20 protein-coding genes and 1 tRNA gene are annotated in these 21,850 nt (G+C 70.2%); 5 read left to right on the forward strand and 16 right to left on the reverse strand.

Going from position 1 to position 21,850, the window contains the following annotated elements; genetic code table 11:
• Positions 1-66: 66 nt before the first annotated feature.
• From QNO11_RS13365 to QNO11_RS13390, 6 genes are all read right to left on the reverse strand, one after another.
• Positions 67-1,557 (reverse strand): L-serine ammonia-lyase, iron-sulfur-dependent, subunit alpha, encoded by a 1,491-nt coding sequence (locus QNO11_RS13365; RefSeq protein ID WP_257507800.1) that lies wholly within the window; start codon positions 1,555-1,557, stop codon positions 67-69.
• Between the two features lie 39 nt (positions 1,558-1,596).
• Complete coding sequence (locus QNO11_RS13370) at positions 1,597-1,959, reverse strand: VOC family protein (protein WP_257507799.1); 363 nt, start codon at positions 1,957-1,959, stop codon at positions 1,597-1,599.
• Between the two features lie 82 nt (positions 1,960-2,041).
• Positions 2,042-2,482 (reverse strand): Hsp20/alpha crystallin family protein, encoded by a 441-nt coding sequence (locus tag QNO11_RS13375; RefSeq protein WP_257507798.1) that lies wholly within the window; start codon positions 2,480-2,482, stop codon positions 2,042-2,044.
• A 112-nt stretch (positions 2,483-2,594) separates the two neighbouring features.
• Complete coding sequence (locus QNO11_RS13380) at positions 2,595-3,365, reverse strand: SDR family NAD(P)-dependent oxidoreductase (protein ID WP_257507797.1); 771 nt, start codon at positions 3,363-3,365, stop codon at positions 2,595-2,597.
• Between the two features lie 100 nt (positions 3,366-3,465).
• A tRNA-Arg gene (locus QNO11_RS13385) sits at positions 3,466-3,538 on the reverse strand.
• 80 nt (positions 3,539-3,618) lie between these two features.
• A complete protein-coding gene (locus tag QNO11_RS13390) occupies positions 3,619-4,209 on the reverse strand; it encodes an asparagine synthase (RefSeq protein ID WP_257507796.1) in 591 nt (196 codons plus the stop codon).
• A gap of 73 nt (positions 4,210-4,282) precedes the next feature.
• On the opposite strand from QNO11_RS13390, the gene QNO11_RS13395 reads away from it, so the two are divergent.
• The 3 genes from QNO11_RS13395 to QNO11_RS13405 all read left to right on the forward strand — a co-directional run bounded on the left by QNO11_RS13395 (position 4,283) and on the right by QNO11_RS13405 (position 7,259).
• Positions 4,283-5,125: an SDR family NAD(P)-dependent oxidoreductase gene (locus tag QNO11_RS13395; protein ID WP_257507795.1), complete on the forward strand. Its 843-nt coding sequence runs from the start codon at positions 4,283-4,285 to the stop codon at positions 5,123-5,125.
• Positions 5,126-5,226: 101 nt separating this feature from the next.
• Positions 5,227-6,948 carry a carbohydrate-binding domain-containing protein gene (locus QNO11_RS13400; RefSeq protein WP_257507794.1) on the forward strand — a complete coding sequence of 574 codons (1,722 nt, stop codon included), beginning with the start codon at positions 5,227-5,229 and terminating at the stop codon, positions 6,946-6,948.
• Between the two features lie 116 nt (positions 6,949-7,064).
• Entirely contained in the window at positions 7,065-7,259 is a 195-nt protein-coding gene (locus tag QNO11_RS13405) for a hypothetical protein (RefSeq protein WP_257507793.1), read from the forward strand.
• Between the two features lie 204 nt (positions 7,260-7,463).
• Here the strand turns inward: QNO11_RS13405 and QNO11_RS13410 are convergent, their stop codons facing one another.
• From QNO11_RS13410 to QNO11_RS13445, 8 genes are all read right to left on the reverse strand, one after another.
• The gene (locus QNO11_RS13410) at positions 7,464-8,402 is read right to left on the reverse strand and encodes an aldose 1-epimerase family protein (RefSeq protein WP_257507792.1); all 939 of its coding nucleotides are present in this window, start codon (positions 8,400-8,402) and stop codon (positions 7,464-7,466) included.
• A gap of 1 nt (position 8,403) precedes the next feature.
• Positions 8,404-9,906 carry an L-arabinose isomerase gene (araA, locus tag QNO11_RS13415; RefSeq protein WP_257507791.1) on the reverse strand — a complete coding sequence of 501 codons (1,503 nt, stop codon included), beginning with the start codon at positions 9,904-9,906 and terminating at the stop codon, positions 8,404-8,406.
• A gap of 21 nt (positions 9,907-9,927) precedes the next feature.
• Positions 9,928-11,532 (reverse strand): xylulokinase, encoded by a 1,605-nt coding sequence (locus QNO11_RS13420; protein ID WP_257507790.1) that lies wholly within the window; start codon positions 11,530-11,532, stop codon positions 9,928-9,930.
• A gap of 50 nt (positions 11,533-11,582) precedes the next feature.
• On the reverse strand, positions 11,583-12,575 hold the full coding sequence (locus QNO11_RS13425; RefSeq protein WP_257507789.1) for a LacI family DNA-binding transcriptional regulator: 993 nt from the start codon (positions 12,573-12,575) through the stop codon (positions 11,583-11,585).
• A gap of 31 nt (positions 12,576-12,606) precedes the next feature.
• Positions 12,607-13,533, reverse strand: coding sequence for a carbohydrate ABC transporter permease (locus QNO11_RS13430; protein ID WP_257507788.1), 927 nt, complete (start codon positions 13,531-13,533; stop codon positions 12,607-12,609).
• A complete protein-coding gene (locus tag QNO11_RS13435) occupies positions 13,530-14,501 on the reverse strand; it encodes a carbohydrate ABC transporter permease (protein ID WP_306817145.1) in 972 nt (323 codons plus the stop codon). The genes QNO11_RS13430 and QNO11_RS13435 overlap by 4 nt, the downstream gene beginning before the upstream one ends.
• 70 nt (positions 14,502-14,571) lie before the next feature.
• Entirely contained in the window at positions 14,572-15,924 is a 1,353-nt protein-coding gene (locus tag QNO11_RS13440) for an ABC transporter substrate-binding protein (protein ID WP_257507787.1), read from the reverse strand.
• Positions 15,925-15,967: 43 nt separating this feature from the next.
• Positions 15,968-18,067, reverse strand: coding sequence for a beta-galactosidase (locus QNO11_RS13445; protein WP_257507786.1), 2,100 nt, complete (start codon positions 18,065-18,067; stop codon positions 15,968-15,970).
• Positions 18,068-18,209: 142 nt separating this feature from the next.
• Here QNO11_RS13445 and QNO11_RS13450 point away from each other — a divergent pair, with 142 nt between their 5' ends.
• Positions 18,210-19,262, forward strand: coding sequence for a LacI family DNA-binding transcriptional regulator (locus tag QNO11_RS13450; protein ID WP_257507785.1), 1,053 nt, complete (start codon positions 18,210-18,212; stop codon positions 19,260-19,262).
• On the opposite strand, the gene QNO11_RS13455 is transcribed toward QNO11_RS13450, so the two are convergent.
• On the reverse strand, positions 19,259-19,951 hold the full coding sequence (locus QNO11_RS13455) for a helix-turn-helix transcriptional regulator (RefSeq protein WP_257507784.1): 693 nt from the start codon (positions 19,949-19,951) through the stop codon (positions 19,259-19,261). The two genes, QNO11_RS13450 and QNO11_RS13455, sit on opposite strands and share 4 nt — an antisense overlap.
• Positions 19,952-20,024: 73 nt before the next feature.
• On the opposite strand from QNO11_RS13455, the gene QNO11_RS13460 reads away from it, so the two are divergent.
• A complete protein-coding gene (locus tag QNO11_RS13460) occupies positions 20,025-20,774 on the forward strand; it encodes an alpha/beta fold hydrolase (RefSeq protein WP_257507783.1) in 750 nt (249 codons plus the stop codon).
• Here QNO11_RS13460 and QNO11_RS13465 read toward each other — a convergent pair.
• Entirely contained in the window at positions 20,771-21,790 is a 1,020-nt protein-coding gene (locus QNO11_RS13465; RefSeq protein WP_257507782.1) for a LacI family DNA-binding transcriptional regulator, read from the reverse strand. The two genes, QNO11_RS13460 and QNO11_RS13465, sit on opposite strands and share 4 nt — an antisense overlap.
• Positions 21,791-21,850 lie beyond the last annotated feature (60 nt).

A 21,850-nucleotide genomic window follows, 5' to 3' on the forward strand; every position in this document is an offset into this window, starting at 1 on the left:
CGGCTTCCTCGCTGACGGACCGGAATTCGGGTGCATCGATCCTATGCGGCGCGGCCGCGGCATCCGTCAGCACTCGATGACGTTGACGGCGAGCCCGCCTTCGCTGGTCTCCTTGTACTTCGTCGACATGTCGATGCCGGTCTGGCGCATCGTCTCGACGACCGCGTCCAGCGAGACATAGTGGGTGCCGTCGCCGCGCAACGCCAGGCGTGACGCCGTGACGGCGGTGGACGCCGCGATGGCGTTGCGTTCGATGCACGGGATCTGCACCAGCCCGCCCACCGGGTCGCAAGTGAGCCCCAGGTGGTGCTCCATCGCGATCTCGGCGGCGTTCTCGATCTGCCGGTTCGTGCCGCCCATGACGGCGGTGAGACCGGCGGCGGCCATCGCGCACGCGGAGCCGACCTCGGCCTGGCATCCGCCTTCGGCGCCCGAGATCGACGCGTTCGCCTTGAACAGCGAACCCAGGGCGGTGGCCGTCAGCAGGAACCGGCGGATGCCGCGGCGGCGATTCGCGTCGGCGAGCGCCGGGGCATCGGCCGCCGCTGCGGCACCCTCCGTCGACGGGTGGAAGCCCAGCAACGCGCTGCCGACCAGCTCGCCGTAAGGGGTGACGGCGTTGCCGGAGCCCAGGCCCGAGTCGGCGAGGAACCGCCACCAGTACATCGCGACGGCCGGCACGATGCCTGCCGCCCCGTTGGTGGGCGCGGTGACGACGCGGCCGCCGGCGGCGTTCTCCTCGTTGACGGCGAGCGCGAACGCACCCAGCCACTCCCCCGGAAGTTCGCGTCGGCCCCCGGCTTCGGCTTCATCGAGCTGGGCGCGGATCGCGCCGGCGCGGCGCTTGACCTTGAGCATGCCCGGCAGCACGCCGTCGGCCAGCAGGCCCGTCTCGACGCACGCGGTCATGGCATCCCAGACGGCGTCGAGGCCCGCGGCGACCTGCTCCTCGGGGCGCAGGGCCTGCTCGTTCAGGCGCGCTGCTTCGGCGATGGTGATGCCGCGTTCGTCGCACAGCGCGAGCAGTTCTTCGGCGCTGTCGTAGAGCAACGGGAAGGGACGGCTCGCGACCGGTGGCGGCGCCCCATCGCGGCGGATGAAGCCGCCACCCACGGAGTAGTACGTCTCCTCGGCCACGGCTTCGCCGGTGGCATCCGTCGCCGTCAACGTCATCGCGTTCGGGTGCCCCGGCAGCCGGGTGCGGGGGGCGAAGGTGATGTGATCCTTCGTGAACGGCACCGGATGTGTGCCGTCGAGGTGGAGGTGCTGCCCCTCGGGCCAGTTCGTCCAGGCGTGGCGCACGGCGTCGGGGTCGACGGTCTCGGGGGCGTGGCCCTGCAACCCGGCCACGACGGCATCGGGCGTGCCGTGGCCGATGCCGGTGGCGCCGAGGGAGCCGTAGAGGGAACAGGCAACGCGCGCGACGCGGGGCAGCCCGTCGGAGTCGCGCAGGCGGGCGGCGAAGTCACGGCCGGCCCGCATGGGACCGACAGTGTGGGAGCTCGAGGGTCCTACTCCGATGGAGAACAGCTCGAACGCCGATACATAGGCGCTCACGCCTCGAGCCTACGACCTCGAGGCCTCTCGGGCGGGTGTTCAGGGACGCTGGAACGCGATGAGCCCGACGAGGTTGCCCTCGGAGTCCCGCAGGAAGGTCTGCCATTCCTCATGGCCACTGGGTCCCAGGGTGTCATCGTCGTGACGGAAGATCACGTGCGGCGCGGTGACGACCTCCACCCCTGCGAGGCGCTCCAGGGTCTCGTGCACGTTGTCGACGTGCAGGTAGATCAGCGCGGACGGCGCACTGCGGTCCAGCAGCAGACGCACGCCGTCCAGGTCGAAGAAGAGCAACCCGGGGTCGTCGAAGCGCGCCCTGGGCTCAGTCTCGAGCAGCGTCGAATAAAACGCCTCGGCACGGTCGAGGTCGTCGGCGTGCTGTGCGACCTGCTGCAGTTTCATGTCGGGCAGTCTCCCATGCGCTGTCGGAAGAGAAGGAGCCCCGGACGGGCGGTCCGGGGCTCCGTGGCGTCGTTGCGACGCGTTACGCCTGGTGCGACTCGCTGACTTCGAGCGTGGGGCTCGAGTCGTCGGTGGTCACTTCCACCTTGCGGGGCTTGGCCTTCTCGCTGACCGGGATCCTCACGCTCAGCACGCCGTTGCGATACGTCGCGGCGATGTGCTCGGTGTCGAGTCCCTGCCCGAGGCTCAGCTGGCGCAGGAAGCTGCCGGCCTCGCGCTCCCGGGTGATCCACTTCACGCCTTCTCCGACGTTGAGGGTGCGCTCGGCGCGGATCGTCAGCAGCTGGCCGTCGACGTCGATGTCGACCGAACCCGGGTCGACGCCCGGCAGATCGGCGGCAAGCACGTAGTGGTCGCCTTCACGGTAGAGGTCCATCGGCATCTGCCGCGGGCCGCGACGCGTGGGGTCCATCAGGTTGGTCGCAAAACGCTCCAGGTCGCGGAGCGGGTCGTAGGTCGCCATTTCGTCTCCTCTCGAGCGGTGCCGGACATCCGGCATCCATAGGTCTCTAAACTTGAGTCTCCTCGACTCAAGTAAGTCCAGATTAGCACTCGGCGGCGAGAGTGCCAAGGGGTTAGCGGGGCCGGGCAGCCGCCTCGGGATCGGGTCCATTGACCGACCGGCCACCGTCGACGGGCAGGATCGCGCCGTTGATGAAAGCCGCCGCGCCCGACAGCAGGAACGCCACGACTGTGGCCACCTCGTCGGCGGTGCCGGCCCGGCCGAGGGGTTGCAGTTCCGCGAGCTGTGCGTCGACCTCGGGGTGCGTGCCGCGGTACTCATCGAGCCGGGCCGTGGCGATCGCGCCCAGCGCGACGGCGTTAGTCCGGATGCCGTTCGGCCCGTGATCGACCGCGACCGCCCGCGTGAGTCCCTCGATCGCGGCCTTCGCCGTCGCGTAGGGCAGTGCCCCGCGCACCGGGCGCTGCGCCTGATGGGAGGAGACGTTCACGATCGCGCCGGGGCGATCGCGGTGGGTGAAGTGGCCCACCGCGGTGTGGCAGCCGGTGACGGCAAGGCGCAGGTTCGCGTCGATGAGGGCGAGGATGTCGGCGGCGGTCGCCGTGGTCAGGGACGCGTCCCGGAAGATCGCGGCGTTGTTGACCCACCCCGCCAGCGGCGCGACGGACTCGGCCTGCTCGGCCGCACGCTGGGCGATGGCCGGATCGCCGGCGTCCCCGGTGACGAGTTCGGTCGAGGGGCGTGCCGAGTCGCCAAGTGTGTCCGCGGTGTCGATCACGACGACGTGCCCGTCCTCCGTGAGCCGCGCGGCGATGGCGGCGCCGATCCCCCGCGCTCCCCCGGTGACGACGAACGACCGCTCCGAACCCTGTTGGCGCGACATGGCATCCATTCAACCCAGTCGCGGTGCGCGTGTCAGCCCGGGAACAACGAAGGCCCCGCGGTGACCGCGGGGCCTTCGTCAATACTGTCTCAACACAGTGTGCGCCCGAAGAGACTCGAACTCCCAACCTTCTGATCCGTAGTCAGATGCTCTATCCATTGAGCTACGGGCGCATGGCCTTTGCTCTCGCTCGGGCCGTCGATAAGCCTACCCGACGTGAGCACGGTGCGCGAATCGGCCCCGTGTCGGCGCGTCAGCCGTCGGCCGCGCCGCGGTCGGCGACGGCGCGCTCCACAGCGCGGCGATGTGCGCGCAGCTTCGGCAGGTCGACCATGCGCAGCGCCTGCATGCGCGCGAGGCGCATCTGCCCGTAGTCGGGCTCGAGGTCCGGCCGTGCCGCCTCGATGCTCAGCGTGCGGTCGATGTTCTTGGCGACCTCGGACCACGCCGCATCCCTGGCATCCTCCACCAGCTTCTCGAGCTCTTCGGCGTTCTCGGAGCGCTCGCGCAGCTCTTTGGCGATGTGCCGGGACTGGCGCACCCGCTTGCGGAGGTTGCGCACGTCCTTGCTGCGGTAGTCGTGCGTGCCGCCGGAGTCGGAGTGACGGCCCTTCGCCGCCTTGCGCTCGCGCTCGGCCCGCTCCGCGTCGGCCTCGGCCTCCTCGGCCAGATCCAGCAAGGTCTCCTTCGCGTGCGGCACGAACTGCTCGACCTTGAAGTCCTGACCACCGGTGAGGATATCCACCAGGATGCGGTTCTTCAGCGCCAGCCGCGTCGCCGCCGACGCGATGTAAAGACCCTCGGCGACGATGTCGTCGTGCTTCGCCTTCCTGCGCTGCGCCACGGCACCCCCTTGCAACGATCCTAGGGCGGCGGATGCGCCAGAATCGACGCAGGAAACCAGCAAAGGGGCCGGGATGCCAGTACTCGACGTCCGCGACGCGACGAGCGTCATCACCGGGGCCGCCGCCGGCATGGGAGCAGAGGTGGCCCGACGCCTCGCCGCCCGGGGCGCGCGCGTCGCGCTGATCGACCACGACGCCGGCGGATTGGATGCCGTGACGGCCACTCTGGCCGGCTCCGGGCACACCACGCACGTCGTGGACCTGACCGACGACGACGCCGTCGCGGACGTGGCCCGGCAGATCGCGGCATCCCACCGGCACGTGCAGACCCTCATCACCTGCGCCGGCTCGTCCATGCTCGGGTCGATCGACCAGCTCACCATGGCCGAGATGCGGTGGCTGATGGACGTGAACCTGTGGGGCACCGTCAACATCACCCAGGCGCTGCTGCCGACCCTGCGCCTCTCCCCGGCAGCCCACATCACCCACCTCGTCTCGATCTACGCGCTGGCCGCCCCCGCCGGGCGCATCCCGTACGCGATGAGCAAGTACGCCGTGCGGGGGTTCACCGAGGCGCTGCGGCACGAGCTCGAGGGTTCGACCGTCTCGGTAGGCGCGATCTACCCCGCCGGGGTGAAGACGGGGATCATCCTGCGGGGCCGATACGCCGCGGCGCTCGACCCGGCCATCGCCGCCCGGGCAGCCGCCGCACAGTCCGCGATGTACCGCACCGAGCCGGGAGAGGCCGCCGACCGCATCATCGCCGCGACGATCCACCGGCGCCCGCGCACCATGGTCGGTCGCCAGGCGCGGCTCGTGGACGTGCTCACCCGTGTGACACCGACGCGCTACTGGGCGGTGATGCGCCGACCACTGCGGGACGCGGTGGATACCACGACGCCCATCGCGCGGTGAACTCGAAGCGGCGACTAGGGGTTGTCTTAGCGATCACATAGCTGCCTTTTGCGTAATGGAAGCATCCCGAATGCGCTGCTTCCCCCGTGTGAAAGGACCAGATGACACCGCTTCACCCGTCGCGCCGCCGGCTATGGCTGGTGGCTGCTCCCGCCGCATTGGCGCTCACGCTCTCCGGCTGCGCGAGCGGCGCCGCGACCCCCGCGGCGAACCCCGACAGCGCGGCCGAGCCCGAAACGACCGTCGACACGACGCTGACCGGGTTCGCCACCGCCGAGGAGGTGCTCGCCGGCAACCAGCAGACGCACGACGCCGCCGCCGACGCCGAATGGTCCGAAGCGGATGCGGTGACGATCGAGCTCGACGGCTCCGGTGCCAGCGCGCCGGAGTCGGCCGGCGTCACCATCGACGGCGCCACCGTCACGATCTCCGCCGCCGGCACGTATCTGGTCAGCGGCGATCTGGAGGGCCAGCTCGTCGTGGACAGCGATGACGAGGGTGCGGTCACCCTCGTGCTGGACGGCGTGGACATCAGCAACTCCGACGGCGCTGCCATCGACATCGCCGCCGCCGCCGAAGCGGTAATCGTGCTGGCCGAAGGCTCGGCCAACACCCTGAGCGACGCGAACGGCTACGCCAAGGATGTCGAGGCGAACGCGGCCCTCGCCAGCGCCGCCGACCTCACGATCACCGGGTCCGGTTCACTCTCGGTCGCCGGCAACGGCAACGACGGCATCGCGTCGCGCGACGGCCTCGTGATCCAGTCAGGCGCCATCGACGTCGACGCGGTGGGCGACGGCATCCGCGGCAAGGACCACCTCGTCGTCCGCGGCGGTGACATCGCCGTCGACGCGGGGGGCGACGGCCTGAAGGCCGACAACGAAGAGGACGCCGACCGCGGCTACGTCGCGATCGAGGACGGCACCGTCACCCTCGTGTCCGGCGGTGACGGCATCGACGCGTACACCGACATCGTGCAGACCGGCGGCACCGTGGACATCGAAGCCGGGCGCGGGTCGACCTCCGACCCCGAGTCGGGGGCGAAGGGGATCGTGGCCGGCACGATCGCCGTACTGGAGTCGGGAGTCGTGAACATCGACGCCGCGGACGACGCCATCAACACCAACGCCTACCTGCACCTGGCTGGCGCGGACGTGACGCTTGCCAGCGGCGATGACGCGGCGCACGCCGAACTGCAGCTGGTCGTCTCGGACGGCGACGTCACCGTGACCTCGTCGGTCGAGGCCCTCGAGGGCGGGCAGATCACCGTCGAGGACGGCACCATCGCGCTCACCGCCAGCGACGATGCCATCAACGTCTCCGAACCCGACGCCGGCACCGCGGAGCTGACCCTCGTCATCGCCGGCGGCGAACTCGTGGTCGACGCCGGCGGCGACGGCCTCGACGCCAACGGCCCGATCGAGATCACCGGCGGCACGGTGATCGTTCACGGCCCCACCGCCGACGGGAACGGCGCCATCGACGCCGACGGCGGCGTGACGGTCTCGAGCGGCACGCTGCTGGCCCTCGGCCCCGCCGGCATGGCGCAGGCCCCGAGCGCCGATTCGGCGCAGGCCACCGTGCAGTTCACCGCGAACGGCGGCATCGCCCCCGGCACCGTGCTCACGATCGTGTCCGCGTCCGGCGAGCAGCTGGGCACCGTGACGGCGACCAAGCAGGCGCAGAACCTGGTGTTCTCCGCGCCGGGGCTGACCAACGGCGAGACGTACACGCTCGTCGCCGACGGTGCGACGATCGCCACCGCCGTCGCCGGGCAGCAGAGCGCCGGAGGCATGGGCGGACCGGGCGGTGCCCCGCGCTGATATCACCTGCGCGCGGCGGATTCAACCCCGTGACCGCGGGCCGCACGCCGAATAGCGTCGGAGTCACGCTAGACGGACGGGTAGCACCCGGGCCGCCTTCACGAAAGGAGCGAATCATGGGTTTCATCGATGACGCGAAGAGTACCGCCGAGACCGCAGGTCGCAAGGCCAAGGATGCACTCGACGACACCGCCGACCGCATCAAGGACAAGGCCGACGAGCACAAGGCCGAATCCGACGTGAAGAAGGCCGAGGCGGAGCGCGAGTCCGTCCAGACGCGCAACGAGGTCAAGGAAAAGCTGCGCGACTAAGTCCCACGAAGCGAAGGGCCCCGGAGGAGACTCCGGGGCCCTTCGTCGTGAGTGCATACCTCAGCCGCAGCCGCCGGCCGGCGCGCCGTGACGACCGGGCCCGTGTACAGCGCCACCGCGGGCGTCCTCGCGCGACAGCGCGGCGATCGACGTGGTGCGCACCGCCCTGGCCGATGCGCTGACAGCGCACCGGGCTGAGCCGGCTCAGATCGCGAAGATGCGCCAGCCCGCCTCGGCGACGGCGCCCGGCTCGATCACGAGCAGGCCCGGGTCGAAGTCGTAGCGCGGCGCGTTGAACGCGTCGGGCGCGCAGGTCATCGGCTCCACGGCGAGGCCGCCGCGGTGCCCGGGTTGCGCGGGGCCGCCTGGGAGGTCGGCGGTGTGCACCTGCACCCACGGGCACGCAGCGTCCCATGCGATGCCGACTCCGCGACCGGCGGCATCGGTCACGCGCACGGTCGCGACGCCCGCGTCACCCGCCTGCAGCGCCGTGAATGCGTGGTCGATCTCGGTCGAGCCGATCTGCCGCGGCGTGCGGAAGTCGAACGCGGCATCCACCGGGCCCAGCGTGGTCGGGATGAGCCGGTCGGGCGTGACAGACAGCACGTCGGATGCCGGGAGTTCCAGCGTCCAGTCATCCACCGTCCCCTCCCCGGCGACGAGGTAGGGGTGAGGGCCGGTGCCGAACGGCACCGGGTGGGCGGAGAGGTTCTCGGCGCGCACCGACTGGGTGAGCCCGTCGTCGCCGAGCGTGAAGGTCGTGGTCACCCGCACCCGCCACGGGTACCCGGTCTGCGGCTCGATCGTCGCGGTCAGGGTGACGTGGTCGGAACCCTTGTCGACGGCGTCGTAGTCGAGCCACGCACCCAGACCGTGCAGCGCGTGTCCGCGGTCGGGCTCGGTGAGAGCGAGCTTGTGCTCGACGCCGGCGAAGACGTAGCGGCCGTCGACGATGCGGTTGGGCCACGGCACCAGCGTCGCGCCGCGATACGCCGGGCGCACCTCGTCGGCGACGAACGGCACGACCAGGTTGCGACCGGCGTGGGTGAGCGAGCGCAGCGAGGCGCCGACGCTCGCGACAACCGCTTCGCAGTCGCCGTGGCGGAGGGTGTGCTGGATGCCGCTGGCAGGAAGGTGCGCCATGTCAGATCCCCTGCGCCAACCGGTAGTACGCGGCGTTCCAACGCAGTTCCTTCTGGAACCCGCGCACCGTGGTGTCCTGGTCGATCACGAGCAGTTCGGTCTTCGCGATCTCGGCGAAGTCCTGGAACACCTCGATGCCCACCGCGGTGGTCATGACGGTGTGGTGTGCGGCCCCGGCGGCCAGCCAGCATCCGGCGCTCGTGGCGAAATCGGGGGCGGGCTTCCACACGGCCCGTCCCACCGGAAGGTTCGGCAGGTCGGGGGCTTCGACGTTCTCGACGACGTTCGCGACCAGGCGGAATCGGTCGCGCATGTCCGACAGCGCGACCACGACGGCGGGACCGGGGTCGGCGGTGAAGACCAGGCGCACCGGGTCCTGTTTGCCGCCGATGCCCAGCGCATGCACTTCGAGGCGCGGCTTGGCGGTCGTCAGCGACGGCGAGACCTCGAGCATGTGGGCACCGAGGATCTTCTCGTCGCCCGCCACGAGGTCGTAGGTGTAGTCCTCCATGAGGCTGGCACCACCGGGCAGGCCCGAGCCCATGACGTTCGCGGCGCGCACCAGGATCGCCGTCTTCCAGTCGCCCTCGGCGCCGAAGCCGTACCCCTCGGCCATGAGGCGCTGCACCGCGAGCCCCGGCAGCTGCGTGAGCGCACCGAGGTCCTCGAAGCTCGTCGTGAAGGCGCCGAAGCCACCCTCCTCGAGGAACGACCGCAGGCCGATCTCGATGGCGGCGCCGTCGCGCAACGACTGGTGGCGATCGGCGCCGGGGTGGAGTTCCTCGGCGACGTCGTACAGGTCGAGGTACTCCGCCACGAGGGCGTCGATCTGGTCGTCGGTCGCGTTCGCGACGGCATCCGCCAGTTCATTCACGCCCCACGTGTTCACCTGCACGCCGAAGCGCAGTTCGGCCTCGGTCTTGTCGCCCTCGGTGACGGCGACGAAGCGCATGTTGTCGCCGAAGCGGGCGAGCTTGAGGGTGCGGACGGCCTGCCAGCCGGCGGCGGCGCGCTGCCACTGCTCGATCTGCTCGAGCACGATCGGGTTTGACACGTGGCCGACGACGGTCTTGCGGGCGACGTTCAGCCGCGTCTGGATGTACCCGAACTCGCGGTCGCCGTGGGCGGCCTGGTTGAGGTTCATGAAGTCGAAGTCGATGTCATCCCACGGCAGCTCGACGTTCGCCTGCGTGTGCAGATGCAGCAGCGGTTTCTGCAGCGCGTCCAGGCCCCCGATCCACATCTTGGCGGGGCTGAAGGTGTGCATCCACGCGATAACGCCGATGACGTCGTCGCGGCCGTTGACCTCGAGGGCAAGGCGGCGGATGCTGTCGGCATCCTTCAGCACGGGCTTCCACACCACGCGCACCGGAAGAGCGGACATGCCGTCGACGACGGCCTGCGACTGCTCGGCCACCTGGCGCAGGGTCTCTTCGCCGTACAGGTTCTGGCTGCCGGTGACGAACCAGACCTCGTAGCCGTCGAGGGAAGTGGAAAGGGGCATGGCAGTTCCTTCGCTAGCGGTTCAGAGTGCGGCCACGGCGGCGGCTTCGACAGCCAGGCCGGCGCGGTAACGATCGAGGTACGTCGCGAATCCGGCGACGTCTTCGGGGCGGGGCTCGGCGACGTCGATATCGGCGTCGGCGAACACATGAGAGTCGAGGTAGGTGGCCAGGTCGGTGTCTTCTGCGCGGCTCAGGTAGGCCGCCAGTACCGCGATTCCCCAGGCGCCGCCTTCGGCGGCGGTCTCGCCGACGGCGACCGGGGCGCCGAGCGCGCCGGCGAGGAAGCGCTGCGCCACGCCTGCGGTGCGGAACATGCCGCCGTGGGCGAACATGCGATCCAGCGCCACGCCTTCGTCCTCGAGCACGCGCATGCCCAGGGCGAGGGTGCCGAACACGCCGTACAGCTGCGCGCGCATGGCGTTGGCGAGGGTGAAGGAGCTGTCGGGGGTGCGCACGAAGAGCGGGCGGCCCTCGGCAAGACCGGCGATCGGCTCGCCGGCGAGGTGGTTGTAGGCGAGCAGTCCCCCGGCGTCGGGGTCGCCGGTGAGCGCCTCGCGGAACAGCGTCTCGTACACGGCGTCCATGTCGACGGGCTGACCCGACGCCTCGGCGAAGCGGGCGAACATGCCCACCCAGGCGGCCAGTTCGCTGGCTCCGTTGTTGCAGTGCACCATCGCGACGGGGTCGCCGGCGGGCGTCGTGACGAGGTCGAGTTCGTGGTGGGCGTGGCGCAGCGGGTGCTCGAGCACGACCATCGCGAAGATGCTCGTCCCGGCGCTGACGTTGCCGGTGCGGGGGGCGACGGCGTTCGTGGCGACCATGCCGGTGCCGGCGTCGCCCTCCGGCGGGCACAGCGCGATGCCGGGGCGGAGGGTGCCGGTCGGGTCGAGCAGCGCGGCGCCGTCGGCGGTCAGCTCGCCCGCGGGAGTACCCGCGACGAGCACCTCCGGGAGGAGGGCGGCCAGATCCAGGCCGGTGCCGAGGCCGGCGAAGCGGTCGAGCAGGTCGCGGTCGTAATCGTGCGTGGCGGAGTCGATCGGGAACATGCCCGACGCGTCGCCGACGCCCAGTACGCGGCGGCCGGTGAGGCGCCAGTGGACGTAGCCGGCGAGGGTCGTGACGGAGTCGATGCGCGGCACGTGCGGCTCTTCATCGAGCACGGCCTGGTAGACGTGCGCGATCGACCAGCGGTGCGGGATGTTGACCTCGAACAGGTCGCTGAGCACGGCGACGGCGGGCCCGGTGTTGGTATTGCGCCAGGTGCGGAACGGCACCAGCAGGTCGCCCGCGGCGTCGAACGCGAGGTAGCCGTGCATCATCGCCGAAACGCCGATCGCGCCGAACGTGTCGGGGGTTACTCCGTACCGGGTCTGCACGTCGGCGACGAGGTCGGCGTACGCGGCCTGCAGCCCCGACCACACGTCGTCGAGGGAATAGGTCCACAGACGATCCTCGAACGTGTTCTCCCACGCGTGGCTGCCGACGGCGAGCACGTCGGTGGGGGTCTCCCCGATGAGGCACGCCTTGATGCGCGTCGAGCCGAGTTCGATGCCGAGCGAGGTGCGTCCGGCGCGGATCGCCTCGCCGATCGCGGCGTCGCGGGTGGCGGTGGGCGTGATGCTCACGGATCCTCCATTGGTGTCTGCGTCGATGTTACCGGTAACAGGGATCGGTGTCACGAGCGGGGCGGGGCGGTGGAGTCGCGGACGACGAGGGTCGGCGGCACTGGGGCATCCGGAGCCTCCAGACCCAGCACGTCCCCGATGCAGCGACGCGCTTCGCCGACGATATCCAGGCGCACGGTGGTCAGGGCGGGCCGGTAGTACGCGGCATCCGGGTTGTCGTCGAAGCCCGTGACGCTGACGTCGGTCGGAACGTCGACACCGAGCGCGGCGAGGCCCGCGATCAGACCCAGTGCCATCTGGTCGTTCGCGACGACGACCGCCGTCGGCCCGCCCGGTGCGCGCACGGCTGCGGCGACCTCGGCGGCGCGGGCCGCACCGGCCGCGGCCGACCAGTCGCCCTCCCACCGCGGTCCGGGCTCGACCCCGGCCGCCGCGAGAGCGGCCCGCACGCCGGCATCGCGGGCGGCGGCCTCGCGCCAGTCGGCGGGGCCGGCGAGGTGGGCGATGCGCATGTGCCCGAGGTCGACGAGGTGACGCACCGCCGCTGCCGCTCCCTCGCGCTGACGGTCGGCACCCGGCCCGCCGTGCAGTTCCGCGACGGGCAGCCCCAGCTCCGCAAGGGTCTCCAGGGTGCGCTTGTGCGGAGCGACCACGACGATGCCGTCGACCCCCTGCGCGAGCAGGTGCTCCGCGGCGGCGGCGACGGATGCCGCGTCGGCGGCGTCCGCGTAGGCGGTGGCGATCCAGCGGCCGGCCGTGCGCGCCGAGGTCTCCAGCGCTGCGATGCCGACGGCGGGACCGTAGAGCGTGGCATCCGAGGCGATGACCCCGAGTGTGCGGGTCGTGGCGGTGCCGAGCGAGCGGGCCGCGTTGTTCACGCGGTAGCCCAGCGCCGCCATCGCGTCGAGCACGCGGCGGCGCGTCTCGACGCGGATGTGCGGGTGGTCGTTGAGCACGCGCGACACCGTCTGGGGCGACACCCCCGCCAGTGCGGCGACGTCGCGCACGCCCACCTTGGTGCGGGGAACGGCGGGGTCGGGCATGCCGCTCAGGCTAGCGCGCGATGCTGTCTCCTCATCCCTTGACCCCTCCCGTTCCGAGTCCGGACTGCCAGTAGCGCTGCAGGAAAAGGAACGCGATCACCAGGGGCAGGATCGACACGAACGAACCGGTGATGACGGTCGAGAACACCGCCTGCGATCCACCGCCCGCCGACGCCGCCGCCTGCAGTTGCGCAAGTCCCACCGTGATCGGGTACAGCTCCGACGTGTTGAGCATGATCAGCGGCAGGAAGTAGTTGTTCCAGGTCCCCACGAGCGAGAACAGGAACACCGTCACCAGGCCTGGCCCCAGCAGTCGCAACCCGACCTGCCAGAAGATGCGGAACTCCCCCGCGCCGTCCACCCGAGCCGCCTCGATGAGACTGTCGGGGATCGAATCGGCGGCGTAGACACGCATCAGGTACACCCCGAACGGGCTCACCAGCGACGGGATGATGATCGCCCACGGGGTATCCGTCAGGCCCGCCCGGGCGAACAGGAGGTAGGTCGGCAGGGCGAGTGCGGTCACCGGGATCATGACCGCGCCGAGCGTCACGGAGAACAGCGCCCGGCGGCCCGGGAACTCGTACTTCGCGAACGCGTAGCCGGCCATCGCCGACAACAGCGTGGCCCCGACGGCCGAGACGACCGCGTAGACCACCGTGTTGAGCATCCACCGGGCGAACAGCCCGCCGCGCACCGTGAACAGCTCGACCAGATTGTCCCAGAGCGAGAACTCCGGGGCGAACCACAGGCCGAACGTCGCGAACAGCGCGGAGGTGTCCTTGGTGGATGCCACCATCAGCCACCACAGCGGCAGGATGAAGTACAACGCGCACAGCCACAGCAGTACGGTCAGCAGCCAGCTGCGCCGCTTCTCCGGCACATACCGGCGCAGCGCGCGTCGCCCGCCGCGAGCGGGTCGGCCGGTGACGACGGCCCTGGTGTCGAGCGTGGTCATCGCAGCCCCTTTCGATCGCGGCGCTCACGGCGCTGCTCGCCCAACTGCACGACGTAGGACACCACGGCGATCAGCAGCCCCAGCAGGAATGCGATCGCGGCGGCGTAGTTGAGCTCGCGGTTGATGAACGCGAGGTTGTAGGCGTAGTAGTTCGGCGTGAACGAGTTGGTGATGGCATCCGGAGCGATCGCATTGAGCAGGCTCGGCTCGTTGAACAGCTGGAACGAGCCGATGATCGAGAAGATCACCGTCAGCAGGATCGCCGGGCGGATCGAGGGGATCTTGATGCTCCACGCGATGCGGAACTGACCGGCACCCTCGATCTCGGCTGCTTCGTACAGCTCCATCGGAATCGCCCGGAGAGCGGCGTACATGATGATCATGTTGTAGCCGATGAACTCCCAGGTGACGATGTTCATCATCGAGCCGAGGATGCTGCCCGGCGAGAGGAAATCCGGAGTCCCCCAGCCGATGCCCCGCGCGATCTGCGCGAGCGGACCGAAGTCGGGGCCGTAAAGGTAGCCCCACATGAGCGTCGCGATCACCGCCGGCACCGCGTACGGCATGAAGATCAGCAGCCGGATGGTGCGCGATCCCCGAGCCCGGCCGGTGTCCAGCGCGAGCGCGAGGAACAGTGCGAGCCCCAGCATGATCGGCACTTGGATGACCAAGAACAGCGCCACGCGACCGAGGCCGCCCCAGAAGTTGGGGTCGGCGAACGCGCGGGTGTAGTTGGCCAGGCCGGCGAACTGCTCGCCGCCGATGAGCCTGCTCTCGAAGAAGCTGAGGTACCCGGCGTAGACCAGCGGAGCCACGAGCATCGTGAGGAAGACGGCGAAGAACGGAAGGATGAACAGATACGCCGCGCGATGCTGGCGGCGGGTGGCGGCGTTGCGGCGCCGCGGCGGCATGGGTGCGGCGCGACGCGGCGGCGCGTCGGCGACGGTGGCGCTGTGGGAGTGCGACATTGCTGCTCCTTGAAGTTGTGTGAGGGGGCCGGGGCCGGTCGCGATGGTGCGACCGGGCCCCGCCCGTGGCTCACTCGACGGTGAAGCCCTGGTCCTCGGCGTAGGAGACGAGCTGGTCCTGCCAGGCATCCAGCGCAGCGGCGATGTCACCCTTGGCGGCGATCTGGGTGCCCATGGTCTCCTCGTAACTGGAGTAGACGTAGTCCATGAACGGCAGCCACTGGAAGTCGGTGTCGACCGTCTCCGAGATCTCGGCGAACAGCTTGTTGACCTCCTGTCCGCCGTAGAACTCCGACTTCAGGTCGACGAACGCCGGATCCTCCAGCACGGACACCTGCGGCGGGAACAGGAACTGCTCCGTGGCCAGGCTCATCGCCGATTCCTGGTCGTGGTTGATGAACTCGGCCAGCACGTAGGCGGCGATGGGGTTCTCGCTCGTGGCGAGCACCGCGTCGGAGGACCCGCCCCAGTTGCCCGAGACGTTCTCTCCTTCTTCCCATTGCGGCAACGGCGCGGCGCGCCACAAACCCGACGTGCCCTCTGCGGTGCCCTGCAGGAACACCGGACCCCACGCGGCGGTGAGCCAGCCGGCGTACTTGCCGTTGGCCAGGCCCTGGTACCACTCGTCGTTGAAGTCGACGTCGGTGGAGATCAGGTCGGCTTGGATCAGTTGGGTCCAGTAGTCGGCCACCGCCTTCGCCTCGTCGCTGTTGACATCGATCGTGACGGTCTCGGCACCGTCGTAGCCGAAGGGTTTGACGCCCGCCTGCCAGAAGAAGCCGATCATCTGGCCGGCCTGTGTGGCACCGAGGTTGGAGATGTACGAGCCGGTGGCTTCCTTCACCGCCTGCGCCGCCTGCGCGTACTCCTCCCACGTCGCGGGCGGCTCGGTGATCCCCGCCGTCGCGAGGATGTCCTCACGGTAGAGATTGCCCATCGGCCCGACGTCCTGCGGGATCGCCCACACCGCCTCGTCGGGTGAGACCTGGTTCCACGCCCACTCCACATAGTCGTCGGAGATGTCGTCCGCGCCGTATGGGGCAAGATCCAGCAGCGACTCGCTCAGCACGAAAGAGGGGATGTACTGGTACTCGACCTGCGCGACGTCGGGCGCACCTTCGCCTGCTTCGATGGCGCTGCGCAGCTTCTGGTAGTGCGGCAGCCCCTGCCCGACGTTTTCCACCGTGACGTCGATCTCTGGGTAGGTCTCCTCGAACATCGCCACCTGCTGGTCGATGTCGGGCACCCAGGTCCAGAAGGTCAGTTCGGTCGGCGTCTCCATCGCCGCATCGATGTCCTCCTGCGTGATCTCACCCTGCGCTTCCCCGCCGCCACCGGTTCCGCCCGTGCAGCCGGTTAGCACCAGCCCCAGCACGGCGGTTCCGCCGAGCAGCACCACTGCTGTACTCCGCGACTTCCTCATGGTGTTCCTCCTGTGATTGTCGGATCGTGTGATCCCTTGGTGCTCACCGCTCGAGGAAGGCCCTCGTCGACCAGGCCGGCAGTGAGACGTCGGTGCCGGCGGCGAGGGTGTCTCCGCTGACGGCGTCGGACACGGATGCCGCGAGCGTGACCGCCTGCGGCTCCCATCCCCAGTTGAAGATGAACCAGGCGCGGCCGCCGTCAGGCAGCGTGCCCGACGAGACCGTGACCGGCAGTGCGCGCTCGGGCGCCAAGGCCTCGGCCACCGGCCGAGCGACCGCCCAGCGGACGAGGTCGGCGGCGAGCCGAGGCGACGGCACGGTGCCGACAACAGTGATGCGCCCACCGCCGTGCCCGTTGGTCGTGATCGCGGCGAAATCACCGAAACGGGGGTGGTCGTACCGGGCGAGCACCTCTGCGTCGCCTGCGATCAGCCCGTCCGCCCAGCGCTGGGCCGCCCCGTCGGTCGTCTCGAACCCGCCGGCGCCGCGTACCGGGAGGTCGGATGCCAGGTTCGAGAACTCCTCGTAGCTGACCCCCGCGGCATCCGCCAGCCGGGCCGGCGCGACCTCCGTGCGTGCCCGCGCCTCCTGATCGCCGTAGCCGGTGCGGATCCCGACGATGAGGTGCCCGCCGGCGGCGGCGTATTCGCGCAGCAGGTCGAGGTCTTCATCCGATGCCGCATACAGCGCGGGCGCCGCCAACACCGGCCAGCGCGCGGCAAGCTCCGCCGCACCCAGCGCGTGCGCCTGCGCGACGTGCAGCACGCGCGCCTGGGAACCGGCGTCGATGACCCCGCGGTGGAAGGCATCGAAGATGTGCTGGTACGACTGACGATCGGGCCCGCCATCGGCAGCGGCCAGCGGTGGGGCGAACTCGAAGGCGTACCGGCTGTCGTTCGACCACAGCAACGCGACGTCGGCATCCGGTACGAAGCCGTCCAGCGCGTCGCCGATCGCCCGCAGCGCGGCGCCGATCTCCGACACTTCGCGGTACACCCGACCGGGCCGCAGGCTGTGCGGCAGCACGCCGCCCCAGTAGGTCTCGGTGCCGTAGGGCAGGGTGTGCCAGTGCCAGTACTCGATCATCGCCGCGCCCCGGGAGATCAGCGAGAACGCCACTTGCACCAGCTGGCCCGGGTAGGGCGGGAGGTTGAAATCCGCACCGCCGATGGACTGCGCGTCGGTCTCGGTGACCAGGAACCGGTCCTGCTTCGAGGAGTACAGGCGGTCGGCCTGCCGGAACAGGGCAGCCACCCCCGTCGACGACCACGGAGTGGCCGGCGGCAGGTCGAGCGTCGCGTCGAGGTGATCCTGCATCGCGTAATAGGGGTTGCCCGCCGTGACATCCAGCGCCGAGACCACCTTCTCGTCGTCGACGGCGGGGCGCGCATACGCGATGCAGGTCGTCACGAACTGCCCCGGGCGCGCATATTCGCGCACGATCCCCGCCTGCCATGCGATGAAGTCGGTCGTGAGCTCCGACTGGTAGCGCCGCCATGCCAGGTCGTACTGCGGCAGCGAGTTGCCGTCGGGCGTCCACAGCTCCGACCAATCAGCCAGCCGGTGCGACCAGTAGGTCAGTCCCCACTCGCGATTGAGGGTGTCGACATCGCCGTATACGGCCTGGAGCCAGCGCACGAAGCCCAGGAAGACGCCGCGGTTGTGGAACAGCAGCATGCCCGGCTCGTTGTCGACCTGGTACCCGATGACGGCCGGATGGTCGGCGTATCGCGCGACCACGGCGCGGATCACCCGCTCCGCGTGGAACCGGAAGGCGGGGTGCGAATAGTCGACCTCCTGACGAGACCCCCACGGCATCGGCTCACCGGTGCGGACCTCCGCGGCGATCTCGGGGTAGGCCGATTGCAGCCAGGGCGGCACCGCATACGTCGGCGTGCCGAGGATCACCGAAATTCCCCGCTCGTGGGCTCCGTCCAGAACCGGCTGCAGCCACTCGAGGTCGAACTCGCCATCCCGCGGTTCCCACGTCGACCACACCGACTCACCCACGCGGATCACCGAGAACCCGGCATCCTTCATCAGATCGAGATCGGTCGCCGTGCGCTCGCTCTGGTGGTACTCGGCGTAGTAAGCGGCTCCGAAGAGGATGCCACTGGACTCGGGCCGCGGGTGGGAGGTCATCTTCTCGGCTCCATCGTCGTATCCGGGGACGATGGACGTCGCATGTTTTCGACAACATCGTCGGCTCGCGTCCTACTATGTTGCCGACAACATCACCGCGTCAAGAGTAGGATCGCGGGGCTACCCGAGAGGACATCGGCCAATGACACCCGACATGGCGCCGCTGGGCGGGGCGCCGACCGAGTCGCGCCGTCCCTCCACGATCTACGACGTGGCCACGGCGGCCGGTGTCTCGCATCAGACCGTGAGCCGCTTGCTGAAGGGGTATGAGGGAATCCGCCCCGAGACCCGCGCGAAGGTCGTGCAGGCACTCGAGGAGCTGGACTACCGCCCGAATCTCACCGCGCGGAGCCTGAAGTCCGGCCGGTCGCACCGCATCGCCGCGTTCACCCACGAGGCGTCGGAGGTGGGCCCCAGCCGCATCGCAGAGGGGGCAAGCGCCGCGGCACGGGACGCCGGGTACGTGCTGGATCTGGTGTTCGTGGACATGCACAGCCCCGCCGCGATCGAGCAGTCGCTCGAACTGCTGACACGGCACGCCTTTGCGGGCGTGCTGGCCCTCGCCTCCAGTGACGCAATGCTCCGCGCGCTGGCCGAGGTGGAGTTCGGGGTTCCCGTGCAGTTGGAGACCGAAGCGGCAACCCACTCGAGTTTCTCCGAGACGGCGACCACCGCGCTCGTCGAGCACCTCGCCTCGCTCGGGCATCGGCGACTGCTGCACATGGCGGGACCGATGACCTGGTCAGCCGCGCGCGGGCGCCAGCACGCGTATGAGACGGCGACGGCTCACCTGGGGCTGGAGTCTGCCGGGGCGCTTCACGGCGACTGGTCCGCGGGCTCGGGGTATCGGGCGGTGGCGGAGCTGACCGAGCTCCCGGATGCCACGGCTTACGTGGTCGCAAACGACCAGATGGCCCTCGGCGTCATGCTCGCCCTCAAAGAGCGCGGTCTGCGCGTACCCGACGATGTGAGCGTCGTGGGCGTGGACGACATTCCGGAAGCCGCATATTTCGATCCGCCGCTGACGACAGTGCGCAACGACTTCGACGCCACCGGGCGCGCGGCGGTGCAGCGCCTCATCGCGCGCATCGAGGGCGCCGCGCCACCGCCGGCTCCACGGCGCGCGACGGAGGTCATCGTCCGTCGTTCGTCGGCGCCCGCACCGGCGCCGGACCCCGCGGGGCGAGTCCGCTAAACGCGTTCCACGGATCTGGCTGTAGCCGGCGGGGCGCCGATTTCTTGAATGCTGTGGTCACCGCAGGGGATCTTGGTTGCGCTGGCGTGCTGGATACGGCTCACGAGGAACCACCGGATATCGCTGCGCAGTCGGCACCAGCCGACCACGTACCAACGGCCGTTCGTCGATGCGAACATCAGGGGTTCGACGTCGCGGCTCGTTTCGGTGCCGTCGCCCGACGTGTAACGGATGCGCACGACGCGTTGGTCGGCCATCGCCTCTTCAAGCGCGGACCTGATCGCCCGGGTTGCAGGAGCTGGAGAGTCGATCCAGACGCGCCGGGCGAGCTCGTCGGCCTTCATTCGGGTTCGAGGGTCGAGGACGTCCAAGATCTTGCGAACGCCGACCACAGCGAGATCCGCATAGGGGGCATCGCGGGCAGATGAGACCGCCGCGAGAAGCGCCACGGCCTGGGCGGGTGTCAGGCTGACCGGCGGCAGGTTCGTTGCAGCCGCCAGTCCGTAGCCGCCGCCGGGGCCGGGGCGGGACCAGATCGGCGCACCGCTGTTCTCGAGTGCGTCGAGGTCCCTCTTGATCGTGCGCACGGACACCTCGAACTCGGATGCCAGCCGTTGCGCAGTGCATCCGCGAGAGCCGCTGCGCCGCAGCATCTCCGACATCGCGTGGAGCCGCTCCGCTCGCTTCATGTGGCCACCCCGGGACAAATCCTGCCAGAAATAGTGACAACCCGTTGTCCAGAGCGCTTGCGAAGATCGGGGCATGGCGACGAACACGAACGAGGGGACCACCGTCCTGATCGCGGGCCACTGGCTCGGCGCTTGGGCCTGGGATGAAGTCCTCGAGCACCTCACGACGATGGGCTGTCGAGCGCTCCCCATGACCCTGCCGGGCCTCGACGAGGCGGACTCCGAACGAGCCTCCCGCACCCTCGATGACCAGGTGGCGGCGATCGAGCGGGTCATCACCCGGGCCGCAGCTGCCGACGGCGAACCTGTGGTCGTCGTGGCGCACAGCGGCGCCAACGGCCCGGTGAGCCTGGTGCTCGACCGGCATCCCGAACTGGTGCGGCGCGTGGTCTGGGTCGACAGCGGCCCGGCGACGCCCGGCATGGCTTTCGCCCCGGATACCCCCGAAGACCTCGACGAGCTTCCGCTGCCGCCCTTCGAGACGCTCGGTGCGCAGGCGAGCCTTGAGGGCCTGAGCGCCGAGGCTCTCGCGCGTTTCCGGTCCCGCGCCGTCCCGCAGCCCGGCCCCGTGCTGCGCCAGCCGGTGGAGCTGACCGACGAGGCACGGCTGCAGGTCCCCACCACCCTGGTGTGCTGCTCGTTCCCCAGCGCGCAGGTGAGGGAGCTGGCCGATGCCGGCCACCCCATGTTCGCCGAGGTGGCCAAGCTCGAGAATGTCGAGTTCGTCGACCTGCCGACCGGCCACTGGCCCATGTGGAGCCGTCCGCGCGACCTCGCCGAGATCATCGCGGCGGTGGGAGCCCCCCCGGTGAGCGCAGGCTAGAGGCGCCGGGTGCTCGCCCGCAGCACCAGCTGCGGCACCCGCGGCTCGGGGTACTGCGGCGACTGCTCGTCCTGCAGGATCGCCAGCACGGCAGCCATCGCGTCCTGACCGAGCCCGACGAAGTCCTGGCTCATGGTCGTCAGCGGAGGCGAGAAGTGCGCCGCTTCCGGGATGTCGTCGAACCCCACGACGCTGACGTCGTCGGGCACCCGCAGCCCCGCCGCCTCGAGCGCGTGCAGCAGCCCGACAGCCATCTGGTCGCTGGCGACGAACACCGCCCCCGGCACGCCATCGGCCAGCAGCCGCTGCCCGGCGCGGAATCCCGAATCCGGCGACCAGTCGCCCCGCATCGCCGGGCGAACCGTCGCACCCGCCTCGTCGAGGCGCTCGCGCCACCCGCGCAGCCGCTCCTCGGCATCCATCGACCCCTCGGGGCCGGCGATGTGGCGGATGTCGCGGTGCCCGAGCTCGAGCAGGTGCGACACGGCGGCACGGGCGCCCTCGCACTGGTCGATCGTCACGCGCTGCGCGCGCCGCCGGGCGTCGGATGCCACCGCGACGAGGGGCACACCGAGCTCCCAGCCGTCGAACGCGGCCAGCGCGGCGCGCTCGTCGACCACCAGCACCATCGCCTCCACCGACTGGCGGATGAGCATCTCGGCCGCCGAGCGCAGCGACGGCACCTCGGCATCGGCCAGGCTCATGGTGATGACGGCGTAGCCGGCGTCGCGCGCCGACTCGTTGACGGTGCGCACGGTGCTGGCCGGGCCGAAGTCCGGCAGCCCCGTCGCGACGAGGCCGATCGTGCGGGAGCGGCGGGTGACCAGGGCCCTCGCCGCCTGCGAGGGCACGTACCGCAGCTCCGTGATCGCCTGCTCCACCCGCTCGCGGGTGGCGGTGCGCACGTTGGGCAGGTCGTTGAGCACACGCGACACGGTCTGGTGCGAGACGCCGGCCAGACGCGCGACATCGAAGATCGTCGCGACGCGCCCGCGATCACCGCCGTTGCCACTCACCTGCTCCGCCGGCTCCCCTCGGGCGCCGTCGTCGTCCGCGCCTCGCCCATCATTATCCCG

This window comes from Microbacterium sp. zg-B96 (assembly GCF_030246865.1).
GTDB lineage: Bacteria > Actinomycetota > Actinomycetes > Actinomycetales > Microbacteriaceae > Microbacterium.

Bases quoted from the DNA above. Each gene is read 5' to 3' on its own strand.
- QNO11_RS13370 (WP_257507799.1), bottom strand. From the start codon at position 1,959: ATGAAACTGCAGCAGGTCGCACAGCACGCCGACGACCTCGACCGTGCC.
- QNO11_RS13430 (WP_257507788.1), bottom strand. From the start codon at position 13,533: ATGACCACGCTCGACACCAGGGCCGTCGTCACCGGCCGACCCGCTCGC.
- QNO11_RS13425 (WP_257507789.1), bottom strand. From the start codon at position 12,575: ATGCCCGACCCCGCCGTTCCCCGCACCAAGGTGGGCGTGCGCGACGTC.
- QNO11_RS13440 (WP_257507787.1), bottom strand. From the start codon at position 15,924: ATGAGGAAGTCGCGGAGTACAGCAGTGGTGCTGCTCGGCGGAACCGCC.
- QNO11_RS13460 (WP_257507783.1), top strand. From the start codon at position 20,025: ATGGCGACGAACACGAACGAGGGGACCACCGTCCTGATCGCGGGCCAC.
- QNO11_RS13455 (WP_257507784.1), bottom strand. From the start codon at position 19,951: ATGAAGCGAGCGGAGCGGCTCCACGCGATGTCGGAGATGCTGCGGCGC.
- QNO11_RS13435 (WP_306817145.1), bottom strand. From the start codon at position 14,501: ATGTCGCACTCCCACAGCGCCACCGTCGCCGACGCGCCGCCGCGTCGC.
- QNO11_RS13450 (WP_257507785.1), top strand. From the start codon at position 18,210: ATGACACCCGACATGGCGCCGCTGGGCGGGGCGCCGACCGAGTCGCGC.
- QNO11_RS13380 (WP_257507797.1), bottom strand. From the start codon at position 3,365: ATGTCGCGCCAACAGGGTTCGGAGCGGTCGTTCGTCGTCACCGGGGGA.
- araA (WP_257507791.1), bottom strand. From the start codon at position 9,906: ATGCCCCTTTCCACTTCCCTCGACGGCTACGAGGTCTGGTTCGTCACC.
- QNO11_RS13410 (WP_257507792.1), bottom strand. From the start codon at position 8,402: ATGGCGCACCTTCCTGCCAGCGGCATCCAGCACACCCTCCGCCACGGC.
- QNO11_RS13405 (WP_257507793.1), top strand. From the start codon at position 7,065: ATGGGTTTCATCGATGACGCGAAGAGTACCGCCGAGACCGCAGGTCGC.
- QNO11_RS13400 (WP_257507794.1), top strand. From the start codon at position 5,227: ATGACACCGCTTCACCCGTCGCGCCGCCGGCTATGGCTGGTGGCTGCT.
- QNO11_RS13375 (WP_257507798.1), bottom strand. From the start codon at position 2,482: ATGGCGACCTACGACCCGCTCCGCGACCTGGAGCGTTTTGCGACCAAC.
- QNO11_RS13395 (WP_257507795.1), top strand. From the start codon at position 4,283: ATGCCAGTACTCGACGTCCGCGACGCGACGAGCGTCATCACCGGGGCC.
- QNO11_RS13445 (WP_257507786.1), bottom strand. From the start codon at position 18,067: ATGACCTCCCACCCGCGGCCCGAGTCCAGTGGCATCCTCTTCGGAGCC.